Genomic DNA, 15,894 nt, shown 5'->3' with positions numbered 1-15,894 from the left:
CCGCGACGCCGCTGCCCGGAGCAGGCGATCACTGGTGACGTGTTTTCGCGCGCCACTGACCGGATCCTTCGTCCTTTTCGTAGGTCTTCTTCACTGCGGCCCAAGCCACTTTGTGTGCCGTTGCTTCACGCGATTCATGACCGCGCCGCTCGCCGGGATCCCGGTATTCTTCCCAGGCGGCGTTGAACGCCTTGAGGTAAATCTCCTTCGCGTGCGCGGGCAAGTGATCCTTGACGCTTGCCGGCAGCTCCTCGGTCTGACGATAAGGCATGACTTTCCTCCGTTGGCGATCCGGCCCTGACGGACAGGAGTCGCTCCGTGTGCCGCCGCTGCCCGTCAAGTGGATCGCTCAAAGCAGACATATTTGCCCGGCGGCCGCAGCGGCGGCTCCTCAACCGGGGGATCCAGCGGTCTGTCGGGGGGAGGCGTCGGCGACGGCTCGTCCTCGTCGGGCGGCGTTTTCGGCGGCGGTGTCCCGGGCGGCCTGCCTGGGTCGTACGGCTCAGGCAGATGTGCGTACCGTCGTGGCGCTTTCGTCATCCAGCAAATCTCGGATTGACTCGACATGAGCAAGACCTCACCGAGCTTAATGCCAATAGGGGTCGACGGTGTAATACGTATGCACCTGTTCGGCCCATTGCATGTCAGCCATGCTTGGCCAATGATCCTTGTCGAAGCCTGGCGCCTTCTTGAGCGCTTCCTTGTCGATATCCAGAATGAAACGCTTGTTTCCGACGTCGAGCTGCAAGGCGTGCCAAGGAATGGCAAACAGCTTGTCGCCCATGCCGAGAAACCCGCCGAACGACAGCACCGCGTAGGCGACTGTGCCCCGTTGCACATCGAGCATGATGTGCTTGACCTTCCCAAGGCTTTCGCCCGCGCGGTTCACAACGTCTTCAGCATCGAGCGTGTCGGCGGCCATCACCGACGGGCCTGGCCCCTCGGGCAACTTGTGCGAATCGCCTACGATGCGGGCGCCTGACTGGGGCGTTTCGCCCCGACCGGTTTGCAGGGTCATGATCTTCTCCTTCTTCCAGTAATGTCGAGGCGCGCGGCACGCGCCGCCGACGGGGAGAGAATGCGGTTACTGTTGCGATTTCCGTTGCGGTTACTTGCCCATTACCTTGATGTCGTCCTTCACATCGACGACGCCTTCAACGCCCTTGACCGTGTCGACGACGAGGGTCTTCTGAGCGGATTGCGGCACTGAACCGGTCAGATGCACCACGCCATGACGCGTCGTGACGTGCACCTTGGTCGAAGGCACGTCCTTCTTGGCGAGCAATTCGGCCTTGACCTTGGCAGTGAGTGCCGAATCGTCAATCTTGCGGCCGGTATCGCTCATCACGCCGCTGGCGCCCGACTGATCGGCAATCTTGATGATGCCGCCCTGATCGAGGGCATGCGCGGCGATACCAGTCGTAGCAAGTGCACCGGCCATGACGAGTTTGAGTAGATTGGCTTGTTTCATGATTAACCTCCCGAAATTGAGTCGTCGCACCCATGGCATCGCTGCCTCGGGCGTCACCTCCGGCACGTTTGACGTGCCGCACCCCTGCGGCGACCGAGTCTTAGGTGATCCCTTCCCTGGCATTGAAATGCGGGGGAGTCTTTCGCTGCCTTCGGCACCCGGCAACCTTTTGCGTAAAGGGTTTGCCCGAATGTCCGCTTGCTCCGTAAAGCGATGTCGCCCGAGTCAGATCTTGTGACCCTCCTGACTTTCTCCGGGACGGCTCATCGGCTGCGTGCGCCGCTCGTGCAATCGGTTGTCGACGCCGCTCACGCCGGGCACTTTCGAGACGATCGCCTGTACCTCATGTTGCATCCAGCGCTCCGGTACATCGCCGGTAAGCAGCGCCAGCCCCGAGGTCACCGTGACATCGATGTGCGAAATATCGAGGTCGGCCACGACGGCTAGCCGCCGATGAATGTCGTCTCGTATTGCCGCATCGCTCGACTGCTGCGCCTCATGCGGTTGCGCGGGTGTCGGACGCTCGCCTGCGGGCGTCGACGCGCCGGTTGTCTCGGCGTCACCGTCCTCGTGCGTCAACGCGTGCTCCTCGTCCGCCGTCCTTGGGCGGGATGTCCCATGCGGTACGGACGCAATCGGTGATGGGGGAATGCGCTTCGCCATGACAACCTCCTGTACGGCCGTCCGTGCTTTGGTGAATGGCACCCGACCTGTTGAAACCGATTGTAGAGAGCCCGTCTCGTTTGGCGAATCGGCGGAGTCCGAAAGATGTGTAGGCGGACACCGTCAAACGATGCAGCACCGAGGCCGCATTGAAATGCATTTCATTAATTTTTATTATAATCAATTACTTAAAACGCACATCTCATGTAATTTAGAGAAAAAAGTGGCGGCATTCGGACAATATCGCGTCCCAATTCCATCACTTCATCGGACGATTCCTGCGAAGCAGTCCTCCACCGGACCCTACGTCGACCGACGGCGTGCCGCGTTGCACGGCGCACCGATATCGAATGCGTGGCAACGCGAATTGGCATTGACCGGTATCAACAAGCGTTTCATTGGTCGACTTATGCTTCTTACGTGATTTTCCTGATCCGCAGCAGAACGCCATGCACAAACCCATCTTCATTACGCCCGGCGTTGTGGCTCATGGCATGAATGGTCACGCAACCCATCGCTTCCCACTGGACAAGGCCTTCCGTACGAGGCGAAATCGATCTGATAGCAGGACCTGCCACCACGTGACCATCGCGATGATGCTCCACAGGGTCAACGAACCACAGCCGTACGTCCGGTAAGGGGATGGATCATGAGAACCGTAAGCAGCCGTCGCTCAGTAACCAAGGCGCTTACGTATCGGAGCCTGGTCATGTGCCTCGACTTCGGGACGCTCTACCTGCTTACCGGCACCATTCACACCGCGGTCGGTTTCATGATCATCAGCAACATCTACACGTCCGTCGGTTACCTGGCTCACGAGCGTCTTTGGGCGCGTATCAAGTGGGGCATTGTTGAAACGTAGCGATGCGTTCGTTCGTCATGGCAGCGGTTGATCGACGCTTGTCTTGCCGACGAGCGGCCCGAGTGTCGGTCCGAGGGACTTCAGGAGCTGGACGGCCATCGCGCTAGTGTAGGTATAGTGTGTCGCGTAGGGCTCATGCACATAGGCGCTCAACACACCGTAGAAGCGGTTTCCGATCATGAACACGAATGTCGCCGTGCGGTTGACCTTGCGCGATTCGATGAGCTTGGCGCCGCGTGCATAGACGTTGAAACGCTGGTCGCCGGTGCCGGTCTTGCCGTAAACCTCGAGCGTGCGGCCCGAGCCTAGCGGCAGGCCGTCCGCGAGGCGCTTGCCCGTGCCGCCCGTCACGACGTCACGCAGCAGACCCCGGACGACGTCGACGATGGCGGGTGAAATCACGACCTGCCCCACGTCAAATGCGTGGGAAAAATGCGTCTCATATGGCGTGGCGGCCGCGAACGTGAGCGAACTCAGGCTTTCCTGTTGCACCTTTCGGCCGTCATTGGCGATGATGCCCATTAGTGTCGCAAGCGCGGCTGGCCGGTCACCCGCGGCGCCGATGGCGCACCCATAGGACGGCGTGATGCGCTTGAATGGATAGCCGAGCGAGCGCCACGCGCGCACGATGGGGGCGTACGCCTGAAGCTCGATCGTTTCCCGGATTCGGCGGTCTTGGGTGGCGTGAAAACGCGTCTTGAAGAGCCACGAGTACGATTCGAGACGCACGTCGCGGCTCGCGTCGCGCAAGTCGCTCTCGGTGGCTTGCGGATGGGCACGAAGGTAGGCGAGCAGCCAAAGCTCGACCGGATGCACGCGCGCAAGATAAGCGCGGTCGTTCAGGTCGAACTTGTCTGGTCCGTACTTTGCATATAGCCCCGCCATCTCTTCGGCGCTCATTGAGGCCGCCGGCGTGCCCTTCAGCGCCGCGCGCATCTGGCCCTCGAACCAGGCCGGCGAGCCGTCAGGCGCCACGCTACGCAGGGCTGCCGCGAGCCTGACGGGCGACTTTGGCATCCCCGCGACAAGCTTCGCCACCGCCTGGTCAGCCGCAAGCCCCGCATACCTTTTATTGAAGCGGTCGAGAAAGGTCAGGCTCTCTTCGTCGGCAAAGCGCGTCAGATACTGCTGCCGCAGCACCGGATCCGTGAGCCAGTGCGCCGACGGCCCCGCCTGCCTGACCATCTCGTAGTGGACAATGTCGCGCATGAGCCTCACGAATACGAGGTTGACCGAGCGCTGGAACGCTTCGTGCACGGTCAGGATGCGGCCATTGTCGGCGGGCTCGAAGTTCGAGAACGCCTGTTCGCCGCTGCCGGTGTGGAAGACTTCCCCGGGATTGGCCGAGTACTTGCGTTCGACGGCGGCCGCCAGCATCGCCGGCAACGAGTGGTCGGTCGTGTGCGCAAGATAGTTGAGCGCCCACGATGTCAGTGCGTCGAGCGCATCGGGCTTCACGCGCGCGAGTTCGGGGGGGGTGAGCGAAGCATAGTGTGCGTGGAGATCGGAGACGATCTGCAGATACAGGACGAGGGTGCGAAGCTTCGCGGTTGACCCGAGATTGAGGCGGGCACCCTGGTTGATGTCGAACGGCTCGTTCACGGTGTCGGTTTGCACGCGCAGCACATTCTCACCGCGGCGGCGCTCATAGAGCGAGAAGCTGAAGGCGATCTTCGCAGGATCGTCGCCGGGGCGAAGCATCTCGAAGCCATAGAGGCCGGCCTGCTGCGCGCCAGCCACCGTTTGTGCACGCGCAAGCTGCTTGCTGACAGCTTGCTCGAGCGCATCGGCGAGTGTCGAGCTGGCAGTGAGGTCGAGGCGATCGAGCGCGTAGGTATTTTTGAGGCCGAGTGTCTCGAGCAAATGCGCGCGCAATACCGAAATCGCCTTACGTTTGGCAAACGGGATTGCCTGCGCGGTAGCCAAACCGTGCCGTACCTGCAGGGGCTGACCGAGCGCGGCGTCGCGCAGCCGCGCCGAGATGACGTGGTTGTCGGCAAGCAGCCGCAGGTAACTGTTCGTCAGCGTCTCGAGCGCTGCATTGTTCCGTGTAAGGAAATACGACGGTGCGCGTTGCGCGATCAGGAGTGAGAGCACCTGCTTGAATGCGAGCGCTTCGTTGGTGAGTCCGCCGGTGACAGGCGCCCCGGTTTGACCTCGAGCGTCCGTGTCGAGCGCTGCGAGCAGATGGTTCGCCTCGTCGAAGTCGCGGCCGTACCAGGCCACGAGCCCGTCGCCAATGCCTTCGATCTCGCCGATGCCTGGCTGCGCACCAAGCGGCTCCGTATTCAGGTAGGCGACGACGATCCTGCGGCGTGCCGGGAGCGTCCGCTCACCGCCGAGATAGGCGCGCAACGCCGCCGAGACCATCTGCCGGAGCTTCTCGGACGGGTTGACGGTACGCCCCCCCGGCGAGTGACGATATTTCTCGATCTGGGTTGCGAGCGTGCTGCCGCCGGGCATTGCATGGTGATGGAGCACGTGTTTGAGTGCCAGATCAATGACGGCGAGCGAGAAGCGCTTCCAGTTGATCGCGGGATTGAGGTACGGTTCAGCAGCATCGAGCAGTGATCGGTCTTCGATGAAGGTCAGCGCATCGGCAACAACCGGTGGTACGGCGTCGAAATTGGCGTAGGTGCGCAACGGGTAGCGCGCCCCGTAAAGCGGCGCGCCGCTCGCGTCGAAGAGCCGAAGACCGGCTTGAGCCTTTTCCTCGTAGGGAACGAAGAGTCCCTGGTCTGCGATGCGGGCCATCGTGGCCGAGTCGCGCGCCTGAGCGGTGACGACGAAGCCACGTGCGGTGAGGCGAGCGGCAAACTCGGGTAGTCGCTCATAGCCCATGCGCAGGTCGTAGGGACCGCCGTGGGAAGGGAAGCGGATGGTGTCGCTCGGGCCTTGCGCAACCCTGAAGGAAACTTGGCGGTCAAGTGCCGCAAAGTACTTCGCCTGGAGGCGCGAAGTCTGCATCTCGCGTGCCACGAAATAGACCCCGATGGCGCACAGTGACGCGGCCGCAAGCAAGAGAAGCCATTTCAGACGTATGCCAAACGGCTTTGTCGCTACTGCGCGCAACGTCGAATTGGCGGGCGGGCGGTTCATGTCAGTTCCGGAGGACGCCCGCATGCAAGCATGCGTGGCGGTGGACGTCCAGCGTACCTAGTGTCGCGCTTGTGAATTCGCGCTTGTCAATAGTAGTTTAGTCACGCCCGATCGCCGATGCATTGGGGGAAGCCTGCATCGCCCCCGTTCGGCTCACGCAATGAAATCGGCGGCCATGTCGGCATCGGTGCGCGCCTCTAGCTGACCGTCACGACACGCCTTTCTGAACACATCGTAGTCGCGTTCGATCTGGTCGGCGTAATCGGTCGCGTAATGGACCAACGCTTGCGCGAGCCGGTTGCCTTTGCCCACATACCCAACCAGCTCAGCCGCACAACCGCCCGCTTTGGCGTGCGCGCGCGCCAGCACCCATCCGCAAAGCCCGGCGTACTCACGGAAGCCGTCGGCGCGAAACAGCTCGAATTGCGCCGACACCTTCATGTCGCGCAGTTGACGTCCATACACGCTGCGCCCGAACGGGCCGCTGCCCCAGCCCAGAAAGGCGTCGGAGGCCGCCTGCATCAGTCGCTGCCCCTCCACGACGCGACGCCCGTCGTGCTTCGACGAGGCGCTTTTGAAGAAGCGCGAGACGACCGACTTCGACGCCTCCTTGAACTGCAGGAAGAGCGGTTGCTCGTGGGTATCCATCATCAGCAACACCAGACACCGGGTGCCGACGCTACCGACACCCACGACCTTGAACGCCAGATCCTCCTGCGTGTAGCTCGACAACATGAGCGCACGATCGGGCGAGAGCGAGTTCAGATAGCTCTTGTAGACGGGGGCGAACAGCGTGCGCCAATCGCCCAGGCCGAGCCAGTCGTCTTCCGTGCCGAACAGCGTGGTGGCGCCGTGCACATGGAAAATGCTCGGTGGTGCATCACGAATCTGCCAATGATCGCCCACCTGCTGGGCAAACTTGGGAAGCACGTTTTCATGCGTGCGCCCGGTGGCGCGCGCAATGCCGCGTTTCACGCCCTCGCGCACGCGCTCGCTTTGAGCGAGGTCGAGCATGCGCTCGAACGTCACCTGCTCATGCCATAACGCAATCGTCGGCATGTGGGCGTATTCATTCAGGCGCCGCGCGTACGTCTGTACCGCCGTGCGCACCATCTCGACGCCCAGCGTATCGCCGAAGCCGAATTGGCGGGCGGCCAGTACCAGGCTGGCGCACAAGCGCTTTAGATCCCACTCCCAAGGTCCAAGCGCGGTCTCGTCGAAATCGTTCAGATCGAAGATCAGGGTGCGCTCCGGTGTGGCAAAGCCGCCGAAGTTGGCCAGATGGCAATCGCCGCAGATCTGGAGCGTGAGACCGGTGTGCGGGGTACCCGCCAGATCGTGGGCCTGGACAATGGCGCTGCCCCGATAGAAAGCGAAGGGCGACGCGAGCATGCGTCCGTAGCGCAACGGCACGAGCGCATCGACGCGTCCCTCGCTGCTGGTTCGCAGCAGTTCCACAACGTCTCGGTCGACGTTACCGACATGCGCGTGGCTACCACGCGGTGTGGTGTCGCGCAGCTTGCGCCCGGCAGCAATGCGGGCTTCGAACGGCACGACGGGAACGGTGGGCGATGTTGCGACCGGAAACGCGGCGGAAGATGCGGCGGGGCTGGCCGTGGCCGAGCGCGAGGCAGACGACAATTTAGCGGGCATGACTGGCTCCCTGTTCGTGCAATGCCGCAACCATTCCACACACGCCACCGGCACGGGTGAGCGCGCCGCAAGCCGGCACTTTTCACGGTGCCAGCGGGGCATTTAACTATCAAAATTGACGCGGCGCGAGGAAATCCCGCGGAAATCAGGCAAAATTGAGGGCTGCCGTAATCTACCGCCCGCCGGCACCCGATGTCATACGCGTGTCATGTCCGAGACTTCGTGATTCTGGCGGTTGGCCGCCCAAGAGGGGCGCAGGTGATGCAGCTGATGCACGCGACGCCGCGTGCCGGGTCTCCACCCACGACACGGCTCAAGACGGGCATGGACGGATTATTCCCCATGATATCGGCAGTGTCGAGCGTCGGCACGACGCGCCCGGACGTCGGCGAAGTCCCCCGCTCACGCGCCACCCGACCCAATCGGCCGAGCGCTGTCGGAAACATTCCTACGTGCCCCTCAACTATCGGCCGTCCTTGCCGATAACCAGTTAAGCAGGACTTTTCGGTCGGTTCTCATATGTCCAGTTCGTACAGTGGTTGGCTCGTCGCACTATCGCTCGCGGTTGCCGTGCTTGCGTCGTACACCGCACTCGACCTTTCGGGTCGCATCTATCTCCTGACGCACCGCGGCATGCGTCACGCGTGGCTCGCCGTGGGCGCGGCCGCGATGGGCATCGGTATCTGGTCGATGCATTTCATCGGCATGCTCGCGCTGTCGCTCGCGCCGTTCGGGGCGCCGCTGGGTTCGCACGCCAACCTCGCGCTAGGATACGACCCCGTCATTACCGCGGCCTCGCTCGGCATTGCCGTCGTTATCTCGTGGGCGGCGCTCTGGCTGGTCGCCCGCGAGCGCTTCACCAAGCGCCGGCTGGTCACCGCAGGTGTCACGCTCGGCCTCGGGATCGCGGCCATGCACTACACCGGCATGGCGGCCATGAAGATGTATCCGAGCATCGAGTACGATCCAGCACGCTTTGCCGCCTCGATCCTGATCGCGATGGCGGCGGCCACGGCGGCACTGTGGATTGCGCGCACGCTGCGCGACGGCAGTCTGCGTTACGTTATGGCCAAACGCATCGGCGCCGCTGGGGTCATGGGACTGGCGATCACCGCCATGCACTACACCGGCATGTCGGCGGCCAACTTTATGCCGGGCGCCATCTGTGGCGCGGCGGGCGGGGTTAGCTCCCCGTGGCTGGTCACGACCGTCAGCCTGTTCACCTTCCTGATGCTCGTCACCACCCTGCTCGTCTCGCGCCTGGACGCCCGCACGAGTTTCCTGGCGAACTCCGTTCTGCAGCTGAACTCGCAGATCGCGAGAATGGCGACCTACGATGCGCTGACCGATCTGCCCAATCGTCGCGCCCTGCATGACTCCGCTGCGCGCATGCTCGTGAACTCGCGTCGCGACGAGCGCCGTTTCGCGGTGCTGTTCATGGATCTGGACGGCTTCAAGACCATCAACGACTCGCTTGGCCACAACGTGGGCGACGACGTATTGCGCGCGTTCGCCAAACGGCTTCGCAAAAACGTCAATGGCGACGATGTGGTCGCCCGACTCGGCGGCGACGAGTTCGTGGTGCTGCTGGGCTCCCTGTCGTCACCTGCGGTCGCGGGGCGCGTGGCGCAACGCCTGCTCGACGATATGCGCGACGGACTTCGCGTGGGCAATCAATCGCTGCACGTCATGCCCAGCATCGGCATCGCCGTGTTTCCGGACGATGGCGATACCATCGACATGCTGCTCAAGCACGCCGACACGGCCATGTACGAAGCCAAGCGCGCCGGACGCGGCATCTTCCGCTACTTCGAGCCGCGCATGAATGCCGCCGCTCAACGCACGTGGGAGATCCAGCAGGCGCTGCACGACGCGGAACACGAGCAGTATTTTTCGCTTCACTTCCAGCCGAAGTACCGGGGCGACACCGAGGCGCTGGCGGGTGCCGAGGCATTGCTGCGGTTGTCGCATCCCACCTTCGGCGAACTGCAGCCGGCCGACTTCATCCCCGTCGCCGAGCGCACCGGACAGATCGTGCCGATCGGCTATTGGGTCGTGCGGGCCACCTGCCGACAGATCAAGGAATGGGACGCCGCGGGTCTGCCGCCCGTCAAGGTCGCGATCAACCTCTCGCCGCGCCAGATGGCCCAGTCGCAACTGGTGGAAAACATCGTGGAGATCGTTCGCGAGGCGGGCATCGCCGCCGACCGGCTCATGTTCGAAATCACCGAGACGGTGGCCATGTTCGACGCCCAGCACACGATCGACGTGATCCAAGCCTTCCACGAGCAGGGTTTTGAAGTGGCGATCGACGATTTCGGCACGGGCTATTCGAGTCTGGCGTACTTGCAGCGCTTCCGCGTCAAGCAATTGAAGATGGACCGCTTCTTCACGAGCGGGCTGGACACCTGCGGCCGCGAGGGCAGCGCCGTGGTCTCCGCCATCATTGCGCTGGCGCACTCGCTCGATATGGATGTGGTGGCCGAAGGCGTCGAGACGCCGTCGCAGCGCGAGGCGCTCAAGACCCTCGATTGCGACGAACTGCAAGGCTTCCTGCTCGGCAAACCCGTCACGGGCGACGCCTTCGCCCGGATCTTATCGGCACTGCCGGGCGCCTCCGGTGCGGCGGCGATGGCCTGAGCAGCGGCCATCCGCGCTCGCCCGGTCGGGGGCGCCGAAGAAGGGCGCCGCAGGGGTGGCGCCGGGGTTGCCGGCACCGGCTGGAACGACCGTGTTACTTCACCGGGGTCAGGATCGGCGCGCCCTGTTTCTTGATCAGGAACACGACAAACTTGGCCGGCCGCGTGGTACTCGCATTCCGCCCCACCGTATGAATGTCGTTGGGGCCTTCGTGGAACGTATCCCCCGCCTTCAGCGTCACCGTTTTGCCCCCCTTGACGCCCATGACAATGCTTCCCTCGAGCACATACACAAACGCTTGCGCGTCGTGACGGTGCACGGGGTCGACTGCGCCCGGCGGATACTCCACAACGATCATCTTGACTTCCTTGCCCGGGTACTCCGGCAACGGCGTCGAACGCAGCGGCACCACCTGCGCCTCGGGCGCGGCCGTGACCGGGCGCACCCCCATCAGGCACAGGCACATCAGCGTTGCGCCGAACAAAACCATTCGTTTCATGACTTCACTCCATCGGGGGCCTTCGTCGGCCCGAAAAATCAGCCTTCGCGCGTTTGGGCGAGCCACTGGTCGAGACCGATACGGCCGATCGTCGCGTCGCCGAGCGGAACAAGCGACAGTTCCTCAACGATGCCGCCGTAGTACCGCGCGTTACGATCCGTCACGACCGGGCGCGCATCGCCCTTCGCGCTCAGATAGCGCGCAATGATCTGCGCCAGCGACGCGCGGTCCGGGCCGGCAATGTCCATCGTGGCGTTACGCGGCGCCGCGAGCGCCACCTGTGCGAGGATCTCGACGATGTCGTCCACAGCGATCGGCTGGAACAGCCCGTCGCCGACGCGCACACTGTCGCCATCCGTGCTGAAATCCGCGATGCCGCCGATGAACTCCATGAACTGCGTGGCGCGCACAATCGTGTATGGCACGCCAGCGGCTTCGATCGCAGCCTCCTGCGCGACCTTGGCCGTGAAATACGCGTTCTCCGGCATGCGGTCGGTACCGACGATCGACAACGCAACATGATGACGCACCCCCGCGGCCACCTCAGCCTTGCCGAGATTGCGAGCCGAGGTGCGGAAGAAGTCCAGCACGGCCTGAGGCTCCCAGGACGGTGCGTTCGTGACATCCACCACGACATCCGCGCCGACGAGCGCGGCATCCAGACCTTCGCCAGTCACGGAGTTGACGCCGGTACGCGGGGACGCGGCGAGCGCCTGATGGCCTGCCTGGCCGAGCCGGGTGACGAGACGTGAGCCGATCAGGCCCGAACCACCGATTACCACGATTTTCATGACAGATTCTCCAAGGGGCAACTGAACGCGCGAGACGCGTACTGAGCGTGGCATCGCGTGGAAGTGTCCTCGCCATGGCATTGCTTAAGGGCAGTATGTAACAATCATGTCGTAACAATAAGGGCCAAAAATCATCGATATGACTAGTCCAAATCAACTTGGCCCGCCCTCATCCACGAGATACTCATGCCCGCACGAACGCCCGCCCTGGACATTCAGATAGATCGCCAGCGACCGCAGCCGATCTATCTGCAGATTTGCGAGCGTTTCAGGACGGCGATTGCCGCGGGGCATCTGCGTCCTGGAGATCGCGTGCCGGCACTTCGCAGCCTCTGCGCGCAGTTGAACACCGCCCGCGGCACCGTCGAACTGGCCTATACGATCCTTGTCGACGAGGGTTATCTGCAGATGCGCGGCGCGGCCGGCACGTTTGTTTCCCCGTCGCTGCCGCCGTCAATCGTGCATTCGACATACGGAACAGGTCACCAAACACCGCAAGGTGTGCCGCACACGGGACGAACGAACGTGGAACGCGCCGACCCAGCGAAATCGTCAACCGCGTCACCGAGTCGACCGGCACCGCCCCACGTGGCCATCACTGTCGCAATGAGCGGCGAGCCACGACCGTTGCAGGCCGGGCAACCGGCGCTCGACGCGTTTCCCCGCAAGATATGGAGTCGACTGGTTTCGCTTCGTGTGCGCAGCGGCGATCGCGCGATGCTCTCCTGCCCGGATCCGATGGGCTACCGGCCGCTTCGAGAACGCATTGCCACCTATCTGGGTCTGTCTCGCGGTGTCACGTGTCTGCCCGAGCAAGTGTTCGTGACCGGCGGCTACCGCGCGACGCTTGAACTCGTGTTGCGCAGTCTCGCGAAACCGAACGATCGCGTGTGGTTCGAAGAGCCCGGCTATCTGCTCGCGCGCGATTTTCTGTCCGAGTCCGGCATGCAGTTCGTCCCCGTACCGGTCGACGATGAGGGGATCGATGTGGAGCGCGGCATACAACTGGACCCAGAAGCGCGCTTCGCCCTGGTCACGCCATCGCACCAGAGCCCGCTGGGTCATACGTTGTCGCTCGCAAGACGCCTCGCACTGCTGAATTGGGCCGAGAAAGCGTCTCGCTGGATCATCGAGGACGATTACGACAGTGAATTCCGATATTCGGGCAGGCCGTTGCCTGCGCTGAAGAGCCTCGATCGGCACGATCGCGTGATCTATTGCGGCACGCTCAGCAAGCTGATGTTCCCCGGCCTGCGGCTCGCTTACGCGGTGGTGCCGGAGCGTGCCGTGGAGCGCGTCGCGCGGGTGGCGTGCAGCATGAACACCGGCTCTCCAGCGCTATTTCAGGCCGCCGTGGCAGATTTCATGGCGCAAGGCCATTTTGCGCGACATGTGAAGCGAATGCGCACGTTGTACGGACAGCGGCGCGTCTGGATCACACAAGCGCTGACGCAAGCGTTCGGCGAGCGAATGCGTCTGGATTTGCCGCACGGTGGCATTCAGTTCGCGGTGCAATTCCCAGAAGGCCCGCACGGCCCAGTCGACGACGTTGCCGTTGCCGCCCGGGCCAGCGAGGCGGGACTTGCCGTGTTGCCCCTCTCGAGCTGGTATGCGAACGGGCATACACCGCACACGCCGCGCGGCCTCGTGCTTGGCTTCGCGAACGTCGCCGATGCCGGGGAAGCCACTCGTCTCGCGCAGACGTTGCGCGCATGCCTGGACGACTGACTTGCTGACCGACGGTTCGCCAATGCCGACAAATATCAGACACCCCGCGCTACCTGTCTCATGGCCGGCGCACGCGACGCAACACTGACGTTGTCGGCACGCCCGCATGGCTCACGCGACGCTTTTTTCCCGACAGGTTGCCGCGCCCGGACGATAACGTCATCGGCGCGGCCAGCATCGACTGATACGTTGCCGCCAATGCCTCCTGCGCGCTGACCTGCTCGCGCAGCCTCGCCACGACTGCATCCTGCAGTGCCTTCGCGGCCCGCATCGCGTGCTGTGCCTCGGTCATCGCAGCAAGCCCGGTTTCGGCATCCTGCAGTTGACGCTGCACCTGTTTGCGCTCCTGCTGCAGCGACTTGATCGACTCGCGTGCGGCGTCCAGTTCAAGCATCAAGCGGCGTTCATTGGCTTCGGCCCGCTCGCCAAGCCGGGTGCGCTCGACATCCCAATGGGACCGTTGCGCCGCGTGTTCCTCCTGAAGCGCATGCGTACGCTCACGCGCCACCGACAGTGCCTGCCGCGATGCCACCGCATCGGCTTGCGCCTCAATCAACAACGCCTCGGCGCGCCGCGCCTGCGCCTGTGCTTCCTCCCTCGCCTGGCGCGCATCCGCCGCCGTCGTCTCGGCAGCGGCAATGCGCTCGTGGAGCACGGCCCGCGCCTGCTCCAGCGCCTCGCGATCCGCTGCCAGCTCGGCTTCGCGCGCGTCCAACACTGCGCGCCGCGCCGCTTCGTCTTCCGCCAGGGCAGCACGCCCCTCGTTCAACGCCAGCGCCCACAGATCGAGCGCGGCACGCGCCACCGATTCCGGCATCGTCACGCCATCCGGTAACCCGGGCGCGGCGGCCGTCGCGCCTTGCAAGCGCGCCCCCAGTCCCGCGAACCACGCATCCAGATAAGGGCTCACGGTATTGGGCGAGCCGCGCCCCAACTGCTGACGAATTCGCTCGATGGTCGGGCGCTGCCCCGCCATCAACAACGTATCGGCCGCCGTCCAGACGTCGTGCGCCGAAATACCTCGCCCGCCTTGCCGCGGCAACGGCGTGGACATGGCGGACGTCGGGGTTTGAGGCGTAGTCATCACGTAGCGCTCCTGAATATCGAGGGCATTGCCAAATAACCCACGATAATGGAAGATTATCGTTAGCTATTTGTTGAGTTGATTATATTTCGTACATATTACATATGAAATCATATGTCTGGTAAAAAAATAACACCCGCACGCCCGTGGCCGGTCGAATCGGCGCCCAGCGCAGCAATGGGAGGCGCGTCGGCCCTCGGTCTGCCCCCACCGCGAAATCCGGAGACGCTCCATGACGACGCGCTCAACGCGGCACAAGCGCTCGCCCGAGAAGGCGACTCGCAGAACACGCGTCAGAGCTATCAATCGGCCATGCGCTACTGGATGGGCTGGTATCGCCTGAGGTACGGGCAGGCGCTCGTCGCGCCGCTGCCGGTCGCCGTGATCGTGCAGTTCGTGGTCGACCATGCACTGCATCAAGGCAAGCACGGCCTCAGGACCGAGATGCCAGACGCACTCGACGCCGCACTCGTCGCTCAAGGCCTCAAGGCCCGTGTGGGGCCACCGGCGCTCGCCACACTGCTCCACCGGTTGAGCGTCATCGCCAAGCTGCACACGTCGCACCACCTGCCGAACCCGTGCGCGGAACCGGCGGTGCGCGAACTGCTGGCAAAGACGCGTCGCGCCTATGCAAAACGGGGCGTTCGCACGGCAAAAAAAGAGGCACTGACGCGCGAGCCTTTGCGTGCGCTATTGGCTACCTGCGACGACACCCTGCGAGGCAAACGCGATCGCGCGCTATTGCTGTTCGCATGGGCGAGCGGCGGCCGCAGGCGCTCGGAAGTCGTACGGGCGACATGCGAGAACGTGCGGCGCAGCGGACCCGACCATTACGTCTACACGCTCGCTTGGTCGAAGACGAATCAGCAGGGCGCGGACCTGCCCGAGAACGAAAAACCGGTCACGGGTGCGGCGGCCGTGGCGCTCACGGATTGGCTGACGGCGGCGGACATCACGGAAGGGGCGATCTTTCGGCGCGTTCGACGCGGCGGTCACGTGGGCGAACCGCTCTCCGAGGCCGCCGTGCGCGACATCGTGCGCGAGCGATGCGCACTCGCCGGTCTCGAGGGCGACTTCTCCGCCCACTCGCTGCGCGCCGGCTTCGTCACCGAGGCCGCGCTTCAGCAGGTGCCACTGGCCGAAACCATGTCGATGACGGGACATACGAGCGTGGCGACCGTCATCGGCTACTTCAGGCGGGCCGATATGCAGCGCTCGCGCGCCGCCGATCTGATGGGCGCCGAAGATACGGGCGGAACCCACGAAGGCCCCGGCGAACGTGCGGGCCCCAAAGCGTGACCCCGATATCGCGAGCCAATGCCCCCGCCGATGCTGCGGGTGGTCGACATAAAGATACATTTTAGTGATATCTTTTGTCGCCCCGTGTGTATGCCATAGTGAATC

13 protein-coding genes are annotated in these 15,894 nt (G+C 63.6%); 4 read left to right on the top strand and 9 right to left on the bottom strand.

Features of this window, described 5'->3' with window-relative positions; translation table 11 throughout:
• Positions 1–28 precede the first annotated feature (28 nt).
• The 4 genes from BGP02_RS11370 to BGP02_RS11355 form a co-directional block, all read right to left on the bottom strand.
• Complete coding sequence (locus BGP02_RS11370) at positions 29–271, bottom strand: ChaB family protein (RefSeq protein WP_017234353.1); 243 nt, start codon at positions 269–271, stop codon at positions 29–31.
• Positions 272–586: 315 nt separating this feature from the next.
• Positions 587–1,018 carry a PRC-barrel domain-containing protein gene (locus BGP02_RS11365; protein ID WP_017234352.1) on the bottom strand — a complete coding sequence of 144 codons (432 nt, stop codon included), beginning with the start codon at positions 1,016–1,018 and terminating at the stop codon, positions 587–589.
• Positions 1,019–1,108: 90 nt separating this feature from the next.
• Positions 1,109–1,471 (bottom strand): BON domain-containing protein, encoded by a 363-nt coding sequence (locus BGP02_RS11360; protein WP_017234351.1) that lies wholly within the window; start codon positions 1,469–1,471, stop codon positions 1,109–1,111.
• A gap of 225 nt (positions 1,472–1,696) precedes the next feature.
• Entirely contained in the window at positions 1,697–2,050 is a 354-nt protein-coding gene (locus BGP02_RS11355) for a BON domain-containing protein (RefSeq protein WP_268567698.1), read from the bottom strand.
• Between the two features lie 733 nt (positions 2,051–2,783).
• Here BGP02_RS11355 and BGP02_RS11350 point away from each other — a divergent pair.
• Positions 2,784–2,996 carry a DUF2061 domain-containing protein gene (locus BGP02_RS11350; protein ID WP_083902323.1) on the top strand — a complete coding sequence of 71 codons (213 nt, stop codon included), beginning with the start codon at positions 2,784–2,786 and terminating at the stop codon, positions 2,994–2,996.
• Between the two features lie 15 nt (positions 2,997–3,011).
• Here BGP02_RS11350 and BGP02_RS11345 read toward each other — a convergent pair whose 3' ends face one another.
• Both BGP02_RS11345 and BGP02_RS11340 read right to left on the bottom strand, forming a co-directional pair.
• Positions 3,012–6,095 carry a transglycosylase domain-containing protein gene (locus BGP02_RS11345; RefSeq protein WP_261938649.1) on the bottom strand — a complete coding sequence of 1,028 codons (3,084 nt, stop codon included), beginning with the start codon at positions 6,093–6,095 and terminating at the stop codon, positions 3,012–3,014.
• Between the two features lie 153 nt (positions 6,096–6,248).
• A complete protein-coding gene (locus BGP02_RS11340; protein WP_286798519.1) occupies positions 6,249–7,748 on the bottom strand; it encodes a DUF2252 domain-containing protein in 1,500 nt (499 codons plus the stop codon).
• Between the two features lie 519 nt (positions 7,749–8,267).
• Between BGP02_RS11340 and BGP02_RS11335 the strand changes: the two genes are divergently transcribed.
• Positions 8,268–10,388 (top strand): putative bifunctional diguanylate cyclase/phosphodiesterase, encoded by a 2,121-nt coding sequence (locus BGP02_RS11335; RefSeq protein WP_261938651.1) that lies wholly within the window; start codon positions 8,268–8,270, stop codon positions 10,386–10,388.
• 94 nt (positions 10,389–10,482) lie between these two features.
• Here BGP02_RS11335 and BGP02_RS11330 read toward each other — a convergent pair whose 3' ends face one another.
• Both BGP02_RS11330 and BGP02_RS11325 read right to left on the bottom strand, forming a co-directional pair.
• Entirely contained in the window at positions 10,483–10,887 is a 405-nt protein-coding gene (locus BGP02_RS11330) for a cupin domain-containing protein (RefSeq protein WP_017234344.1), read from the bottom strand.
• A 38-nt stretch (positions 10,888–10,925) separates the two neighbouring features.
• On the bottom strand, positions 10,926–11,678 hold the full coding sequence (locus BGP02_RS11325) for an SDR family oxidoreductase (protein ID WP_017234343.1): 753 nt from the start codon (positions 11,676–11,678) through the stop codon (positions 10,926–10,928).
• Positions 11,679–11,864: 186 nt separating this feature from the next.
• Here BGP02_RS11325 and pdxR point away from each other — a divergent pair, with 186 nt between their 5' ends.
• Positions 11,865–13,406, top strand: a complete 1,542-nt coding sequence (pdxR, locus tag BGP02_RS11320) for a MocR-like pyridoxine biosynthesis transcription factor PdxR (protein WP_286798518.1) — start codon at positions 11,865–11,867, stop codon at positions 13,404–13,406.
• A 58-nt stretch (positions 13,407–13,464) separates the two neighbouring features.
• Here the strand turns inward: pdxR and BGP02_RS11315 are convergent, their stop codons facing one another.
• Positions 13,465–14,490 carry a DNA-binding protein gene (locus BGP02_RS11315; protein ID WP_286798517.1) on the bottom strand — a complete coding sequence of 342 codons (1,026 nt, stop codon included), beginning with the start codon at positions 14,488–14,490 and terminating at the stop codon, positions 13,465–13,467.
• A gap of 177 nt (positions 14,491–14,667) precedes the next feature.
• Between BGP02_RS11315 and BGP02_RS11310 the strand changes: the two genes are divergently transcribed.
• Positions 14,668–15,789: a site-specific integrase gene (locus BGP02_RS11310; RefSeq protein WP_286798665.1), complete on the top strand. Its 1,122-nt coding sequence runs from the start codon at positions 14,668–14,670 to the stop codon at positions 15,787–15,789.
• Positions 15,790–15,894 lie beyond the last annotated feature (105 nt).

It is taken from the genome of Pandoraea sp. 64-18, from assembly GCF_001899225.1.
GTDB classification, from domain to species: Bacteria; Pseudomonadota; Gammaproteobacteria; order Burkholderiales; family Burkholderiaceae; genus Pandoraea; species Pandoraea cepalis.
Note: the sequence above shows the minus strand (reverse complement) of the source record. Positions and strands in the feature narration are given on the sequence as shown.